The organism is Aeromicrobium sp. P5_D10 (genome assembly GCF_054049535.1).
On record NZ_JBFUME010000002.1, the window covers coordinates 233,493 to 250,054 of the forward strand.

Below are 16,562 nucleotides of genomic sequence, written 5' to 3' on the forward strand. Positions count from 1 at the left end.
GCTCAGTCGCGGTCGATGGGACAGGACATGCAGCGCGGCCCGCCACGGCCCGAGCCGAGTTGATCGCCGCTGATCGCGATGACCTCGATGCCATGTGCTTCGAGTCGGGCATTGGTCTGGACATTGCGTTCGTACGCCACCGCGAGCCGGGCGTTGATCGCGAGCGTGTTGTTGCCGTCGTCCCACTGCTCACGTTCGGCGGTCACCGGGTCGAGGCCTGTGTCGATCTGATGGAGTGTCTCGATGCCCATTGCGGTGGCCGCGGCGGTGAAGAACGATTGCGGTCGTGCGACGACGAGTCCGTCGGCCGAACTCGTGACGGCGTAGGCCTGCAGGGTGTCGGCCATATTGGGGTAGATCACGACAGTGTCGACGTCGACCATCGTGACGATCGTGTCGAGGTGCATCGTGGCCCGGTCCTGCGCGATGGGCACGGCCAGAACGGTTTCGGCCAGCCCCTCGGACAGGACGCTCCCGGCGAAACGCTCGAATCCGGCCGGGGTCGTGCGTTCGCCCACTCCGACCGCGATGACGCCGGGTGCGAGTTCCAAGACATCGCCGCCTTCGAGATGTTCTAGATGCGGACCGTGCACTATTCCGGTGCCGGCGAATCGCGGGTGGTGGGTGTAGATCAACCCGGTCAGCTGGGTCTCTCTCACGCGCGCGGGCATCGCGAGACTCGTGACGGCGACCCGATCGCGCAGCCACACCGAGGAGTCGCGGGTGAACAGCAGATTGGGCAGCGGGTCGATCAGGAAGTCTTCGGGTTCCAACAGGCCCGTCACGATGGACCGGAATCCTGTCACCTCGTCATTGCGCAGCCCGGCCATCAACACCTGGGCCAGCGCGGCCGCATCGAGGTCGGCAAGCCCACGACGCAGATATGACCGCAGACTGTCACCGAGCCGCAGACTGCTGATCGTCGATTCGATGACAGATGTGCGGGCGTCCGGCAGGTCGAGCGTCTCGATCAGCAGATCGGCGAGGTACAGCACGTCGACGTCGTGATCGCGGAGTGCCTGGGCGAAGGCATCGTGTTCTTCCTGCGCACGACCGAGCCAGGGGATTCCGTCGAACAGCAGCTGATCGTTGTTGCGGGGTGTCAGTCGGGCAAGCTCGGCACCTGGGCGGTGCAGCATGACCGTGCGGAGTCGTCCGACTTCGCTGTCTGTGCCAAGGGGCATGCTGTCACCCTAGTCGCGTCCGGGAGGTCATCACGGGCGAAGCGTCGATGCGCCACGCCTGTGATGACGTCCTGCGGGGTCAGGCGGGACGGATGTCGTCGTACCCGTTGAGGACCGCCGACAAGCTGAACGGCGTCTCGATGTTGTACTTCTGAAGCTTCCTGACGGTCTTGGTGCTCGGGGCGACAGCCTTCTTGTAGGCCTTCTTGGCGCGAGCGATGCTCTTGGTCATCGTCTTCTTCGCCTTCTTGGTCTTGCCCGCTTTGGTGTACTTCTTCTTGGCCGACTTGACCGCCGACTGGTACTTCTTCTTGGCGGCCTTCTTCTGCTTGGCGGTCTTGGCCTTCTTGACCTTGGCGTTGACCCAACGGGTCGCGGGTTTTAGGGTCTTGCCGGTTGCGGTCAGGTTCCCTTGCGCATATTCCTCCACGTCGGTGAAGACCGGCTCGGTCAGTACGAGATCGCTGCTGAGCCCTGCGGCGCGATGTGTGACGGGATCCATCGACGAGGTGACGTCCATCGCGTAGCGCCCAGTGAAGGTCAGGCCCTCGTCGGTGAAGATCATCGCGTATGTGCAGGTTGTATCGAGCTCGCCGAAGCCGTCGGCATCGATGTCGGCCGAAATCATCAGGGAGGAGACGTTCTGGGCTTCCGCGATGTCGAGGAGGACGATCGACGCATCGGGGCCGACCGCCTGGCACACCGTGCTGCTGAGGGTTTCGAGCTGTCGAATGAACTCTTCGAATTCAGCATCGGCAGGACCGATCCTGCCAGCGCCATGCGCATCGACGAACTTGGCGACGGCGGCGCGGCTGATCTTCGGGGCGGGTTCGGATGCCTCAGCCGGAACGGCGAGTGCGGCAGTGCCGATGGCCAGCGACGCGATGGCGATCACCGAACGGGACAGGATGGACGTGTGCATGAATCTCCTGGTGAGTGGATCCGGCCATGAGGCCAAAACTCGATCTTCGGGCGGAATGAGGTCTCAGCGCAGGAGGTCGTGACGAAATCATCCTGATGGGCCACATGGAGATGGTCACCATGACTACGTCGACACGGTCCTGGTCGGGCGAAGGCGGCTCGCCGCTCGATGCCGTGACCTTGCCGGCGACCGTCACTGGTCCCGAGTGTGGCGATCATCGCCCTGGGGGATTTACGCACAAGCGACCAGACCTGCGTACGCTCGTGGGTGTGGACTGGAATGACTACGACGCCGCGCTGTTCGACCTCGACGGCGTGATCACGCCGACGGCCGAAGTGCACATGCGGGCCTGGGACCAGATGTTCAACGACTTCCTGCACGAACGAGGTGTCGTCGAGCCGTATACCGCCGATGACTACTTCAAGTACGTCGACGGAAAGCCCCGGTATGACGGGGTCAGATCATTCCTGGCCTCACGCGGAATCACGCTGCCGGACGGTGAGCCGTCCGATCCCGCGACGGCGCAGACCGTGGCGGGACTCGGCAACCGCAAGAACCACGATTTCGAGCAGATCCTTCAAGACGAGGGAGTCGAGCCCTATCCGGGATCGGTCCAGCTGGTCAAAGCGCTGGCCGCCCGCGGCACCAAGATGGCGATCGTGTCGAGCTCCCGCAACGCGGCCGCCGTGTTGAGTGCCGCAGAGGTCTCTGGCTACTTCCCGGTGCTCGTGAGCGGCAAGGAAGCTGCCGAACGAGGCCTGGCCGGCAAACCGGCTCCTGACACATTCCTCGACGCCGCTGCGCAGCTCGGCGTCGACAAAGAGCGTGCTGTCGTCTTCGAAGATGCACTGTCCGGCGTCCAGGCGGGTGCTGCAGGCGATTTCGGCCTCGTGATCGGCGTGGATCGTGGAGTGGGTGCCGAGGCATTGATCGCCCACGGTGCCGACGTCGTGATCTCCGATCTCGCCGAGGTGACGCCATGAGCCCAAGTCACGTCGCGCCGGAGGTCAAGGACTACCTCGACCGCACGCGTTACCCCGTCGACGAATGGGCCCTGGTCGAAAATCACATCAACAATGACGATCTCGGCGCGACCGAGACGCTGTTCTCGGTGGGCAATGGCTACTTGGGCCTGCGCGGGAACGTCGATGAAGGTCGCGACTCGTTCTCGCACGGCACCTTCATCAACGGTTTCCACGAGACCTGGCCGATCCAGCACGCCGAAGAGGCCTATGGCTTCGCGCGGGTCGGTCAGACGATCGTCAACGCCCCCGACGCCAAAGTCATTCGGCTGTACGTCGACGACGAGCCGCTGTTGCTGCCGATCGCCGATCTCGTGGAATACGAGCGCCGTCTCGACTTTCGCACCGGCGTCATGTCGCGCGACATCTTGTGGCGGACGCCGGGTGGCAAACGGGTGCAGATCAGGTCACGCCGGATGGTCTCGTTCACCCAGCGGCACCTGATGGTGCTGACATTCGAAGTCACGATGCTCGACGATCACGCCCCGATCGCGATCTCGTCGCAGATCCTCAACCGTCAAGACGGCGAGGACGAATATCACGTCCGGTCCAAGTCGATGGGCGAAGGCGTCGACCCGCGCAAAGCCGGACAGCTGCGTCATCGGGTGCTGATCCCCCAGAGCAATTCGGGTGAGCTCGAGAACGGGCGGGTGACACTCGGCTACCAGTGCGCCGAGAGCGGTATGACGATCGGCGTCGCGGCAGATCACATCATGGAGACGGCCAACAGCTTCACCGAGCGGGTCACGACCGACGACGATCTCGCGAAGGTCACCTACCGGATCGATGCTCAACCGGGACAGCCCATCACCCTGTCCAAGATCGTCAGCTATCACACCTCGCGCGGTGTCCCATCGCGTGAGTTGATCGACCGTTGCCGGCGCACGATCGACCGGGTGCACGACGAAGGCATCGAGAAGCAGTTCGACGACCAGCGACGGTGGATGGACGATTTCTGGGCGCGTTCCGATGTCGAGATCACGGGTCAGCCCGAGGTCCAGCAGGCGACTCGCTGGAATCTGTTCCAAATCGCTCAGGCCTCGGCGCGCGCCGAGGGGATCGGTATCCCGGCCAAGGGTGTCACCGGATCCGGCTACGGGGGTCACTACTTCTGGGACACCGAGGTCTACGTCCTACCGTTCTTGACCTATACGACGCCGCGGGCCGCCCGCAATGCGCTGCGGTTCCGTTACACCTTGCTGGACGCCGCCCGTACCCGCGCCGGGCAGCTTGCCCAGCACGGGGCACTGTTCCCGTGGCGCACGATCAACGGCGAGGAAGCCTCGGCGTACTACGCCGCGGGAACCGCGCAGTATCACATCGACGCCGACATCTCGTACGCGTTGAGCCAGTACCTGGCAGCCACCGGCGACACGGACTTCCTGACCCGTGAGGGCATCGACATCCTCGTCGAGACCGCTCGCATGTGGGTCGATCTGGGCTTCTGGCGCAATGAGGAGGATGGCACGTTCCACATCCACGGCGTGACCGGTCCTGACGAGTACACGACGGTGGTCAACGACAATCTGTTCACCAATGTCATGGCGAGGTTCAATCTGCGCCGCGCCGCGCAGGCCGTCAAGGAACTCGCCGTCCGTGACGGTGTCGCGTACGACCAGGTGGTGAATCGGCTGTCGCTGGATCTGGCCGAGGTCGACGACTGGAACCGGGCCGCCGATGACATGGCGATCCCGTACGACGAGCACCTCGGCGTGCACCCGCAGGATCAGCATTTCCTGGAGCGCGAGGTGTGGGACCTGGCGAACACCCCGCTCGACAAGCGGCCCTTGCTGTTGAACTATCACCCGCTGGTCATCTACCGCTTCCAGGTGCTCAAGCAGGCCGACGTCGTCCTGGCGTTGTTCTTGCAGGGCGATCACTTCAGCGCGGAGGAGAAGCGCGCCGATTTCGAGTACTACGACCCGATCACGACCGGCGACTCGACGTTGTCTGCGGTCGTGCAGTCGATCATGGCTGCCGAGGTCGGCTATCACGATCTCGCGCTGCGGTACTTCTTGTCGGCGTTGTTCGTCGATCTCGCCGATCGCCATCACAACACCTCCGACGGTGTCCATGTCGCGTCGACGGGCGGCGTGTGGAGCGCGTTGGTCAACGGCTTCGGCGGGTTCAGGGATCACGGTGGGCGGTTCACGCTGGATCCCCGGCTGCCCGAGGAATGGGAGCAGCTGGCCTTCCGGCTCACGTTGTTGGGTACGCGCGTACGGATCAGTGTCTTGCCGGACCGGGTCGATCTGGAGGTTGAGCACGGCGACGAAGCCACGCTCATCATCCGCGGTCAGTCGGTGACGGTGCGGTCGGGCGAACCTGTTTCGATCGCGCTGGTGGGACAGGGTCCGCGACTCGAAGGCGAGCCCGAACCGGTGCCGGGTCGTCGTCGTGCCGACGGCACGATCATCGCGGCGATCGTCCCCGGCACCTGACGCTCGCGAGTCACTGCCTTACGGCCCGTGAGTCACTCAATTACCTGCCGCGAGTCGGGGTTGGCGGGTCTGTGACTCGCCGACCGTGAGCGAGTGACTCATGAGCGTGGGTTGGCCAGCCGGTCGCGAGCTCGATTCGCCGCGGCGGTGACGGCCACGCGGCGGGTTGCGGCGGCGAGACCGCTCAGTGGGGTGTTGACGTACATCGATTCGGCGCTCTGCACGACGTATGTCTCGTGCCAGACTCCGACCGCCCGTGGCGCCTGACGTGCTCGGCGGTTGAAGGTCTTCCAGGCAGGACGATGTGTGGCGGCGGGGTCGGATGCGTATTCGTACAGCGCGTCGACCGACGACCAGTACTGGACGACGGAGGGGCCGCGGGGGCCCACGACGAGCCGGTAGCCGAGGAGCCCGCTGTTCGCGTCGCGCGAGAGCTCGATCAGCATGCGAGGCATAGCGGTGAACACCGGAATCCAGCGGTCCGGCCGCCACCAGTGGTTGATCGTCATGCCGATCAGGAACACGACGAGTTCACCGTCGTGCTGGTGGGTCGTTCGACCCAGGTCGGAAGCCTTCATGATTCTCCAATTAGATAGTTGTACTATCTGATATTGGATAGTGTGAGTCGCTATTGTCAAGGGGTGCGGATTTCAGAGCTTGCTCGTCGGGGCGAAGTGTCGACTGCAACGGTCAAGTACTACCTGCGGGAGGAACTCCTTCCGCCAGGACGGTTGACGTCACCCACGCAGGCGCAGTACGACGAAGAACATGTCGAGCGCCTTCGACTGATCCGGGCGCTGCTGGCCACCGGGCTGTCGGTGGCGACGGCCAAAGAGGTGCTCCAACGCATGGACGCGCCGCCGGCCGACGTGCTCGGCCTGCTGGCAGACGTCCAGATGAGTCTGACTCCAGTGCTCGAGCCGGTCGATCGTGGCGAGGTGACGGCGCTGTTGCAGCGCTGGGGCTATAACGCCGAGGTCGCACTCGACGGGCCTGTGGCGGCGCTCGGCCATGCGCTTGCGGTGGCACGCGATGCGGGATTCGAGATGTCTCCCGAAATGCTGGACCGTTATGCCGCTACGGCTCGGACGATCGCGGAGTACGACATTGCCGGCGTTCCGACCGAATCTCCGGAGGCTGCGGTCCGCTACGTCGTCCTGGGCACGCTGCTGATGGAACCCGTGCTGCTGGCGATGCGGCGATTGGCGCACGCCGATGCCTCGGCTCGCCGCTTCCCCTGACCCTGCGAGTGGTGCAAACCCGTCGCCGAGTGGTGCGCTCTGGACAGACTCGCCGTCTCGAAAGGTCCGATCCGCACCGCTCGCGGGCTGGGGCGTGAAAAACTGTGCCGACGAAAGGGGAGCCATGATCACCGTGACATGGAAGACCGCTGAGGGAACGAGCGGCGAAATGCAGCTTGTCGGCGATGACAAATGGACGTTCGGCCGGTCGGATGGACCCGAGGACCCGACAGTCAGTGTCGACAATCCGCTGATCAGCCGGACTGCTCTGGTGATCCGCGATGCGGGACCGGGGCCGGTCGTATTCCGGGGGCAGCTCGACAACGGTGTGAAGGTGCGGGTCGTCAGCGTCCTCGGCTCGTTCACCTGGCTCGAAGAGGGTACCGCGCGCAATCTGACCGTCGAGGAGAACCGAGTCGAACTGTCACTCGACGACGAGGTGCTGGTGACAGCCGATGTCGCCTTCGAGGACCGGGGCACGGTCGTGGAGCTCCAGCAGACTGAGCGCCAGCAGGACAAGGAGGCCTAGGGGTATGTCGTTCGAACTCGGTCTGCCCAAGGCAGAGCTGCATGTCCACCACGTCGGATCCGCATCGCAGCGGACCGTCTCCGAGCTCGCAGCGAGATATGCGGGCGATTCGCCGGTGCCGACCGATCCTTCGCTCTTGGCCGACTACTTCCGATTCACCGACTTCGCGCACTTCATCGAGGTGTACCTGTCGGTCGTCGACCTGATTCGCACTCCAGAGGACATCTGGACCCTGACCCACGAGGTGGCTCGCGACCTGGCCGCCCAGAACGTCCGATATGCCGAGCTGACCCTCACTCCCTACACCTCGATCGCACGGGGTATCGCTGCGGAGGCCTACTGCGAAGCTGTCGAAGACGCCAGGATCCGGGCGAAGACCGATTTCGGTATCGAGCTGCGGTGGTGCTTCGACATCCCCGGCGAATCCGGGCTTCCGGCCGCCGAGGTCACACTCGATGCCGCGCTGCGGGTGCGCCCTGAGGGGCTCGTCAGTTTCGGTCTGGGCGGCCCCGAGATCGGTGTGCCCCGTCCGCAGTTCGCGCCCTACTTCGAGCAGGCGATCGCGGCTGGTCTGCGCAGCGTTCCGCACTCGGGGGAGTCGACCGGACCCCAGTCGATCTGGGACGCGATCAACTTCTTGGGTGCCGAGCGGATCGGCCACGGTATCGCCGCGGCGCAAGATCCTGAGCTGATGGCCTATCTGGCCGAACATCAGATCGCGCTCGAAATCAGTCCGACGTCGAATGTCTGCACCCGTTCGGTGCCGTCCTTGGCCGAGCATCCGTTGGCGACCTTGGTCGCTGCCGGGGTGCCGGTCTCGATCAACTCCGACGATCCGCCCATGTTTGCCACGACGTTGAGCCAGGAGTACGGCGTGGCCCGTGACCTGCTCGGGCTCGACGACGCGGGTGTGGCCGAGCTGGCTCGCGCCGCGGTGCGCCAGTCGTTCGCGCCCGCTGACGTGAAGGCCTCGATCCTGGCCGAGATAGACGGATACGCCGGGCGCTGATCAGGCCGGGGTTGACGGCCCCATCACCATATGGTTATATATAACCAAGGAGTTATATAAAGGAATGGTCATGAGTGATGAGCAGCTCGATCTCGTGTTCGGGGCCCTGGCGGACCGCACCCGCCGTGCGATCTTGGCCCGACTCTCTCAGGAAGATGCGAGTGTCGGCGACTTGACTGCGCTGTTCACGATGTCGCAGCCGGCGATCTCCAAGCACCTCAAGGTGCTCGAGAACGCAGGTCTGATTTCGCGCACCAGACAGGGCACGATGCGGCTCAGCCGGTTGGAGGGCGCGCCTTTGAAGGACGCGACCAGCTGGCTGGCCGACTACCGGGGCTACTGGTCGCAGAGCTACGACCGGCTCGACGAACTGCTCGACTCGCTCGACTGACCGACCACACCACGAAGGAGACGCACCATGAGTACTACCGACACCCTCACGATCGAGACCCCCGGCAGCCACGCCATCACGATGACACGCGAGTTCGATGCCCCGGTCGACAAGGTCTTCCGGGCTATGACCGATCCGGAGCTCATCGGCCGCTGGATGGGCCCGCGATACCTCACGAATGTCGAGACCACGAGCGATGCGCGCCACGGTGGCACGTGGACGCTGGTCCAGCGCGATCCGGATGGAAACGAGCATGCCTTCCGCGGCGTGTTCCACGGCGAGCAGACCCCCGAGCTGTCGATCCGCACCTTCGAGTGGCTCGGCATGCCCGGCCACGTCTCGTTCGAGACGCTGCGCCTCGAAGATCTCGGCGACGGCCGAACCCGCGCTCACAACGTCTCGGTCTTCACCTCGACCGAGGACCGCGACGGCATGGCCTCCAGTGGAATGGAGACCGGAGTCCGCGAAGGCTACGAACGCCTCGACGAGCTCCTCCCTACGCTCTAGCGAGGCCCTTTCCCGCGAGTGGTGCGGAATGGTCGGTTTCTGACCCGAAATCTGACCAGTTCGCACCATTCGGGGAGGTGTCGACGGGTGTGGATCAACCGGCAGCGGCCGGGGCGACCGGCACCCGCACCAGCAGGACGCCGGGCTGTACGAGGGCCGTGATCATCTGGCCCTCACCGACCGGATCGCCGTCGAGCTGCATCGGCACGGGCTTCTCGGTCTTGATGACGACCTTCTTGCCCGTCAGGCGGTCGAGCCGCTCGTTGGTCCGCTTCTGTCGTCCCACGACCCGCACGATGATCGCGAGCCAGCCGATGAATCGCTTCGGCGCGATCACCACGACGTCCAGAAGACCGTCGTCGATCTGGGCATCTGGCAGCAACGGGATACCGCCCTGCAAGAAGCCGACATTGCCGACCACGACGGTGCGGGCGCGGAACTTCTTGAATTCCTCGTCATCGACCGATATCTGCACCTTCATGGCCGGGAACCGAGCAGCTTTGACCCCGCTGACGAAGTATGCGAGCCAGCCGACCTTGCTCTTGAGCTGATCGTTGACACCGGTCATGATCGCGGCGTCCATCCCGAGCCCGGCCATCACGAGGAAGGTTGTGTTGGCGCCGGTATCCGTTTCCAAAGTCGACAAATCGATAGCTCGGTCTTGACCGCCGAAAGCCACGTCGAGCGCATCGCGGGTGTTGAGCGGGATACCGAGATTTCGGGCCAACAGATTCCCGGTGCCATGTGGCAGGACACCGATCGCGACGCCGGTGCGGGCGACTTCCTCGCACACATTGCGGACCGTGCCATCGCCGCCGGCGGCGATGATCAGATCGACTTCCTCGTGCAGTGCGGCGGTGGCCTGCCCGTGCCCCGGATCCTCGATCGTGGTCTCGTACCAGAGCGGTTCACTCCAGCCTGATTGTTCGGCGACCATCCGCACGCGTGCCTTGAACTCCTCGACGTCCCCGACCTTGACCGGGTTGAGGATCACGGCTGCGCGCTTGCGACCCGATCCGGTGATGACAGCCAGCTCATGGGGCAAGCGGGTCGCATTCGAGACGAGCAGGATCCACAGGCCGAGTGCCACGACCATGCCGAAGCACAGGCCCGCGACGACATCGCTGAGGTAGTGCACGCCCAAGAAGATGCGGCTGGCACCGACGCCGATGGCCAAGGCGCCGAGGATCGTGACGGGGATGCGACGCTTGAAGCCGCGGCCGGTCAGCACGATCGTCATCAAAATCGCCACGGTGAAGAACATCCCTGCGCCCGCTGAGTGGCCGCTCGGGAACGAATAGCCGCCTATCTCGTGCAGCGGTTGGTCGAACAAGGGACGATCGCGGCGGAACACGAGTTTCAGCAGGGCATTGCCGCCGATCGCGACGACGCCGCTGGCGACGATCCAGATCGCGACCATGCGTTCACGTCGGTACAGCGCGAAGGCTGCCAGCAGCGCCAAGGCGATCCCGCACGCCAGATTGCTGAAGATCACGGCGACCGCGTCCAGGAACGAGATCAGACCCGAATCGCCGGATGAGACGTCGTATGCCCAGTCGGCCACGTGGTCGTCGAGCCTGATGACGGCAGGAGCGTCGAACGCGATGCAGAGCGCGAGAACGACGAAGATCGCTGCCGGTACGGCAACCAGCCAAGCAAGAATGGACGGTCGACCGGGCTCGGCACGACGCAGGTCAAACGCCACAGGTCCTCCTCAGGGGTCGGTCTAGAGTAATCGACGGCCAACACTGCCTCACCCGGACGATAGGCTGGCACGGTGATTGACGCCCGAATCCTGCGAGATGACCCCGATGCCGTGCGAGCTGCCCAGCAGCGCCGTGGACTTTCGACCGATGTGGTGGATGAACTCATCAGTGCAGATGAGTCGCGGCGGTCCGCGATCGTTGCCTACGAGGCGGTGCGCGCCGAGCAGAAGAATCTCGGCAAGCTGATCCCCCAGGCTCAGGGCGAGGAGAAGCAGCAACTGCTCGCCCGCACCAAGGAGCTCAGCGCGACGGTCAAAGACGCCGAAGCCGCGCAGACCGAGACGGCTGCAGCGTTCGAGACGCTCATCAAGACGCTGCCGAACCTCGCCTCGCCAGAAGCCCCGCAGGGTGGTGAGGACGATTTCGTCGTGCTCGACACCATCGGCACTCCGCGCGACTTCGCCGCCGAAGGCTTCGAGCCCCGCGACCACCTCGAGCTCGGGCAGCTGCTCGGAGCCATCGACGTCGAGCGCGGCGTGAAGGTCAGCGGCTCACGGTTCTACTTCCTGACCGGTGTCGGCGCCCAGCTCGAACTCGCGTTGACCCAGCTCGCGATGAGCAAGGCCGCCGAATGGGGCTTCACGCCGATGATCCCGCCGGCCCTGGTCAAGCCCAGCGCGATGGAGGGCACCGGCTACCTCGGGCAGGGCTCGGGGGACGACGTCTACTACCTCGAGAAGGACGACCTCTACCTGGTCGGCACCTCCGAGGTGGCGCTGGCGGCCTACCATTCCGACGAGATCCTCGACGCTGCGACGTTGCCGAAACGCTATGCGGCGTTCAGCCCGTGCTACCGGCGTGAGGCTGGCTCGTACGGCAAGGACACCCGTGGGATCTTCCGGGTGCACTGGTTCGACAAGGTCGAGATGTTCGTCTACACGACGCTGGAGGAGTCCTACGCCGAACATCAGCGCATCCTCGGCTGGGAGAAGGCCTGGCTCGACGCGCTCGAGTTGCCGTATCGCGTCATCGACGTCGCCTCGGGTGATCTCGGCCTGTCCGCGATCCGTAAATTCGACTGCGAGGCGTGGATTCCGAGCCAGGGCAAGTATCGGGAGGTCTCCTCTGCGTCCAACACGACAGAGTTCCAGGCGCGCCGCCTCGACATCCGCGTGCGCGGCGAGGAAGGCACAGCGCCTGCGGCGACGCTCAACGGCACACTGTGCGCCATGACCCGCACGATCATCGCGATCCTGGAGAACGGCCAGCAGGCCGATGGGTCGGTGCGGCTGCCGGCGGCGCTGCATCCTCTGCTCGGCGAGGTCCTGAGGCCGCTGCCGTGACCTGGCGGCCGCGCCTCATCGCGCTCGACGTCGATGGCACGATCGTTGACGGTCTCAACGAGATGAGCGCGGCAGTGCGCGAGAGCGTTCGCGCATTGCGGGATTCGGGTATCGAGATCGTCATCTCGACGGGTCGTGCGATCCCCGGTGTGCTCAACACGACCGGCAAACTCGGCTTCACCGACGGCTATGCCGTCGCCAGCAATGGCGCGATCGTCTTTGCCTACGACCCGATCGAGATCCTGCACGCCGTGACGTTCGATGCGAGCGATGCGGTGCGCCGGGTCATGGAATACGTCCCCGACGCGATCGTCGCGGTCGAGGAGATCGGTGTCGGCTTCCGGGTCAACCGGCCGTTCCCGGATGGCGAGGTCTCAGGTCAGTTCATCGTCGAGGACGTCGAGTCGTTGATCGCCGAGCCGGTGACGCGGGTCGTCATCCGTTCCACGGATCACACGGCCGAGGAGTTCTCGGCGATCGTCGATGATCTGGGTCTGACCGGAACCAACTACTTCATCGGCTATTCCGCCTGGCTCGATCTGGCTCCTGACGGAGTCTCCAAGGCTTCGGGACTGGAGTTCATCTGCAATCGGCTCGACATCGCTCAAGCCGACGTCCTCGCGGTAGGCGATGGCAACAACGACCTCGAAATGCTCGAATGGGCCGGCCGAGGGGTGGCGATGGGCCACGCCCCAGAAGCCCTGAAAAAGGTGGCCGACGCCGTCACCGGCTCAATAGAAGAAGACGGCCTTCTAGACGAACTCCGGCGGTACCTGTAACCGGCCGGCAGGCCGGAGGCGCGGATGTCGGCGGTTTTACGTCGATAGGACGACGTCAACGACCTAAAACCGCCGACATCTTGGCCGGGCGGGGGGTGAACCACTTCAGCCACATGATGCTGAAAGCCGGGACGGGACCGTCGTAGCCACGCTCTACCAGGGCGATGTGCACGCGGTGGACGATGGTGCGTGGCTTCTTCAGGTCGGCGACGGTCACCACGATGATGCGCCAGCCGGCCTGTTCGAGGCGTTCGCGACGACCGATGTCGTGTTGGCGCTGCCGGGCGTCCCGCTCATGTTGCCAGCCGTCGTACTCGACCAGAACCAAGTACGTGGGATAGACCAGGTCGCCACGTGCCAGGAAATCGCCGTGCGCGTCACGGATGATCTGATTGGGAAATGGCTCAGGGAGCCGGGCGAACACGAGCATCAGTCGAACGAAGGTCTCCATGGGAGACTCTGCCCCTTCGCGGACCAATGCGAGACAACGGCGAGTGCGGCAGACACCGTCGAGATGTCTGCTCAGCGCATACTCGGCCAATCCCGACAGGGTCGTATGGCCACGGTGGAGCATGAACTCGATGGCCTGGATCAGCTGAATGAGGTCGACCTTGGTGGCGATGTCGACCAGTGTGCGTCGTGGCCCGGTCACGGCGATGCCGTCGATCACCGTGCTTGAGATCTGCGCCCTCCGCTGGTGGGTCGTAATTCCTGCGCGACGGGTGTGCGTCTTCGCGCGGGTTGAGACGTGGAACGGCCGCTCTGCGCCGATCTCGAAGCCGTACAGACGCAGAGCCGTGACGTGGCTGATCACTGATCCGGGTGGTGAGGCGAGCAGCGCAGCCGAAAGCCACAACCGGAGGGTCAACTCGACTGAGGACTGGATGTAGACGCCGTTGAACAGGCGCCGCAGTCGCCTTCGGCGCAGTACCGTGTCGCTGATGCCGGCGGCCAGCGCGCGTTCGCGGGTGAACGGCGTCAGGGTGAACTCGGGCAGCGGGGAGACATAGGGCATCCCCTCACCGTCGGATGCGGCCCGGGAGCAGAAAACCCCTGTGGCGACGGCTGTGGAAAAACCGACTGCCGTCCACCCCTGGGGACGCCGGAAATGTCGGCGGTTCTACGTCGAAAAGTCGACGTCAACGACCCAAAACCGCCGACATCTTGGCCGTTGGGCATTGCGCGGGTTAGGCGACGCGGCTGGACTCCAGTTGGTCGAAGACGTCGAGGACGGCGTCGACGGTCGGCATTGTTGAGTCTGCGGTCGGGTCGGTCTTGGCTTCGACCAGCTTTGCTTCGCGGGCCCGCCGCAGGTGGCGCTTGATCGTCGAGGTCGAACAGCCGAGACGCTCTGCGAGCTGGTGGCAGGTGTCCTTGGGATGGGCCTGTCGCATGTTCATGACGGTCTCGTGATTGACCGGCCCGCCGCCGACTCGAGGTGCACCGTAGGGGACGGTCGAGGCCTGACGGATCTGGACGCCGAGCTTGCGCCGGATCTGCTGACGATCCGCCTCGGTGGTGCAGGCCACAAAACCGGAGACGTCGACCTCGACGACGGCACGGTACAGACAGTCCACGAGCACGGGGCAACCAGCACACTGTCGGTGCGCGGAGGCTCGCTTGACGTTGAGCTGTTCCCACTGAGCCGCGCTGATGTCGGTGCGCGCCGGTGGTGAGTGCAACTGCTCGTCGTCATAAACCTCTGGCACCGCAGCGCATGGAGGTGTGATTTGTTCGGCCAAGATGGTCATGGGCTCCCTCTTCCCAATTGAGGCAGGCACGAGGTGCCGACCTCAGGTCACATCAGGCAAAACTCTAGAGGTACATGCCGCCAGAAGTACTGGTTTCACCAGAATTGGCCGAATCATCACCTTTGGCGTCGTTTGGACCCGGCAGGGCCAATCGCATGTTCTGCAGTTGCGACTGGGCCTGCACCTGCTGGGCGTAGAGGGCTGCCTGGAGGCCGTGGAACAGTCCTTCGAGCCAGCCCACGAGCTGTGCTTGCGCGATACGCAGCTCGGCCTCACTGGGTGCTTCGGAGTCGAACGGCAGACTCAAACGATCCAGTTCGTCGACCAGTTCGGGAGCCAATCCGTCTTTGAGCTCTTCGATCGACCGCAGATGGATAGTACGCAGCCGGAGGCGACTGGCTTCATCGAGCGGCGCTGCTTTGACCTCTTCGAGCAGGTGGCGGATCATCCCGCCGATGCGCATGACCTTGGCCGGCTGCGCGACCAGCTCGCCCAGGTCGGTCTCCTGTGGGGGGACGGATACGGCGTTGCCGTCGGGGCCGATGATCTGTGCGGATTCGACGCGAGATTGTTCGTCAGTCATGTCCCCACACTAACGAGCGATACCGTCAGAGGCTCAGCAATACCTTGCCGAGGTGGCTCGACTCCTCGAGTACCTGGTGCGCCAGTCGCACGTCTTCCAGCGGGTAGGTCGCATGGATGATGGGTCGCACCGTGCCGTCGGCGATCAAGGGCCACACCTGAGCCACCATCTGCGAGACGATGGCCGCCTTCTCACCGGTCGGCCGGGCCCGCAACGATGTCGCCATGACGGCAGCGCGCTTGGTCAGCAAAGCCGCGAGGTTGAGCTCGGCTTTGATGCCGCCCTGCATGCCGATGACGATCAGCCGTCCCGCGGTTGCCAACACCGACACATTGGACGCCAGGTATTTCGCGCCGATGATGTCGAGGATGACGTCGGCCCCGATCCCGGCCTGGTCCATGACCTCGGCGAAATCCTGCTCTCGATAGTTGATCACCAGATCGGCGCCGAGTTCACGACAGAAATCGGCCTTCTCCTGTGATCCGACGGTCACCACGACCCTGGCTCCGAAGGCTTTGCCGAGTTGGATCGCCATGGTGCCGATCCCGCTTCCACCACCGTGGACGAGCAGCGTCTCGCCGTGCTGGAGCTTGCCCATCATGAAGACGTTCGACCACACGGTCGAGGCGACCTCCATGAGGCCGGCCGCCTCCGTCAGCGAGATGCCGTCGGGCACCGTCGCGACCTGGCCGACCGGCACGCTGACGTACTCGGCATAGCCGCCGCCGGTCAGCAAGGCACACACATGCGCGCCGGGCATCAGGTCGGTGACGCCCTCGCCGACCTCGACGATGTCACCGGAGCATTCGAGTCCGAGGATGTCGGAGCCCCCGGGAGGGGGTTCGTAGAAGCCCTGCCGCTGCAGCAGGTCGGCGCGGTTGACACCCGCGGCAGTGACCCGGATGAGTACCTCACCGGGCGCAGGTTCGGGAATCGGGCGATCGACGATGACGAGGGCGTCGACCCCACCGGGATGGGGAGCTGTAACGGCACGCATTCCAACCACGGTATCGGACCGTGACCCGCACGCGATGTCCGCAAGTGCTCGGACGGGCCGGTCTCTAGTGCCTCAGAGTCAGACGGAACTAGTCATGCCGAGTCATTTTCTTGAGTGATTCCGGTTTTGATTTTCCTTCCGGGTGCCGATTCTGTTG

Annotated in this window: 17 protein-coding genes; 9 read left to right on the top strand and 8 right to left on the bottom strand. The window is 64.4% G+C overall.

Annotated features, from left to right (window positions below):
• Positions 1 to 2: 2 nt before the first annotated feature.
• Both ACXJKC_RS02835 and ACXJKC_RS02840 read right to left on the bottom strand, forming a co-directional pair.
• The gene (locus tag ACXJKC_RS02835; protein ID WP_456695158.1) at positions 3 to 1,184 is read right to left on the bottom strand and encodes an arginine deiminase; all 1,182 of its coding nucleotides are present in this window, start codon (positions 1,182 to 1,184) and stop codon (positions 3 to 5) included.
• Between the two features lie 79 nt (positions 1,185 to 1,263).
• A complete protein-coding gene (locus ACXJKC_RS02840; protein WP_456695159.1) occupies positions 1,264 to 2,106 on the bottom strand; it encodes a hypothetical protein in 843 nt (280 codons plus the stop codon).
• Between the two features lie 269 nt (positions 2,107 to 2,375).
• Here ACXJKC_RS02840 and ACXJKC_RS02845 point away from each other — a divergent pair, with 269 nt between their 5' ends.
• Positions 2,376 to 3,089, top strand: coding sequence for an HAD family hydrolase (locus ACXJKC_RS02845; protein WP_456695593.1), 714 nt, complete (start codon positions 2,376 to 2,378; stop codon positions 3,087 to 3,089).
• Positions 3,086 to 5,569, top strand: coding sequence for a glycoside hydrolase family 65 protein (locus ACXJKC_RS02850; protein ID WP_456695160.1), 2,484 nt, complete (start codon positions 3,086 to 3,088; stop codon positions 5,567 to 5,569). The genes ACXJKC_RS02845 and ACXJKC_RS02850 overlap by 4 nt, the downstream gene beginning before the upstream one ends.
• A 98-nt stretch (positions 5,570 to 5,667) precedes the next feature.
• Here the strand turns inward: ACXJKC_RS02850 and ACXJKC_RS02855 are convergent, their stop codons facing one another.
• A complete protein-coding gene (locus ACXJKC_RS02855; RefSeq protein WP_456695161.1) occupies positions 5,668 to 6,147 on the bottom strand; it encodes a DUF4188 domain-containing protein in 480 nt (159 codons plus the stop codon).
• 63 nt (positions 6,148 to 6,210) lie between these two features.
• Between ACXJKC_RS02855 and ACXJKC_RS02860 the strand changes: the two genes are divergently transcribed.
• The 5 genes from ACXJKC_RS02860 (at position 6,211) to ACXJKC_RS02880 (ending at position 9,246) form a co-directional block, all read left to right on the top strand.
• Positions 6,211 to 6,810: a MerR family transcriptional regulator gene (locus tag ACXJKC_RS02860; RefSeq protein WP_456695162.1), complete on the top strand. Its 600-nt coding sequence runs from the start codon at positions 6,211 to 6,213 to the stop codon at positions 6,808 to 6,810.
• 124 nt (positions 6,811 to 6,934) lie between these two features.
• Entirely contained in the window at positions 6,935 to 7,339 is a 405-nt protein-coding gene (locus ACXJKC_RS02865) for a hypothetical protein (RefSeq protein WP_456695163.1), read from the top strand.
• 4 nt (positions 7,340 to 7,343) lie between these two features.
• Positions 7,344 to 8,348, top strand: a complete 1,005-nt coding sequence (locus ACXJKC_RS02870) for an adenosine deaminase (RefSeq protein ID WP_456695164.1) — start codon at positions 7,344 to 7,346, stop codon at positions 8,346 to 8,348.
• A gap of 70 nt (positions 8,349 to 8,418) precedes the next feature.
• Positions 8,419 to 8,739: an ArsR/SmtB family transcription factor gene (locus ACXJKC_RS02875; RefSeq protein WP_456695165.1), complete on the top strand. Its 321-nt coding sequence runs from the start codon at positions 8,419 to 8,421 to the stop codon at positions 8,737 to 8,739.
• A 27-nt stretch (positions 8,740 to 8,766) separates the two neighbouring features.
• Entirely contained in the window at positions 8,767 to 9,246 is a 480-nt protein-coding gene (locus ACXJKC_RS02880) for an SRPBCC family protein (RefSeq protein WP_456695166.1), read from the top strand.
• Positions 9,247 to 9,340: 94 nt separating this feature from the next.
• Here the strand turns inward: ACXJKC_RS02880 and ACXJKC_RS02885 are convergent, their stop codons facing one another.
• Entirely contained in the window at positions 9,341 to 10,951 is a 1,611-nt protein-coding gene (locus tag ACXJKC_RS02885; protein ID WP_456695167.1) for a YegS/Rv2252/BmrU family lipid kinase, read from the bottom strand.
• A gap of 72 nt (positions 10,952 to 11,023) precedes the next feature.
• Here ACXJKC_RS02885 and serS point away from each other — a divergent pair, with 72 nt between their 5' ends.
• The gene (gene serS / locus ACXJKC_RS02890; RefSeq protein WP_456695168.1) at positions 11,024 to 12,295 is read left to right on the top strand and encodes a serine--tRNA ligase; all 1,272 of its coding nucleotides are present in this window, start codon (positions 11,024 to 11,026) and stop codon (positions 12,293 to 12,295) included.
• Positions 12,292 to 13,074 (top strand): HAD family hydrolase, encoded by a 783-nt coding sequence (locus tag ACXJKC_RS02895; RefSeq protein ID WP_456695169.1) that lies wholly within the window; start codon positions 12,292 to 12,294, stop codon positions 13,072 to 13,074. The genes serS and ACXJKC_RS02895 overlap by 4 nt, the downstream gene beginning before the upstream one ends.
• Before the next feature lie 55 nt (positions 13,075 to 13,129).
• On the opposite strand, the gene ACXJKC_RS02900 is transcribed toward ACXJKC_RS02895, so the two are convergent.
• The 4 genes from ACXJKC_RS02900 to ACXJKC_RS02915 all read right to left on the bottom strand — a co-directional run bounded on the left by ACXJKC_RS02900 (position 13,130) and on the right by ACXJKC_RS02915 (position 16,405).
• A complete protein-coding gene (locus ACXJKC_RS02900) occupies positions 13,130 to 14,089 on the bottom strand; it encodes a hypothetical protein (protein WP_456695170.1) in 960 nt (319 codons plus the stop codon).
• Positions 14,090 to 14,261: 172 nt separating this feature from the next.
• Positions 14,262 to 14,825, bottom strand: coding sequence for a WhiB family transcriptional regulator (locus ACXJKC_RS02905; RefSeq protein ID WP_456695171.1), 564 nt, complete (start codon positions 14,823 to 14,825; stop codon positions 14,262 to 14,264).
• Between the two features lie 64 nt (positions 14,826 to 14,889).
• Complete coding sequence (locus ACXJKC_RS02910; RefSeq protein WP_456695172.1) at positions 14,890 to 15,408, bottom strand: bacterial proteasome activator family protein; 519 nt, start codon at positions 15,406 to 15,408, stop codon at positions 14,890 to 14,892.
• Between the two features lie 25 nt (positions 15,409 to 15,433).
• On the bottom strand, positions 15,434 to 16,405 hold the full coding sequence (locus ACXJKC_RS02915) for an NAD(P)H-quinone oxidoreductase (protein WP_456695173.1): 972 nt from the start codon (positions 16,403 to 16,405) through the stop codon (positions 15,434 to 15,436).
• Positions 16,406 to 16,562 lie beyond the last annotated feature (157 nt).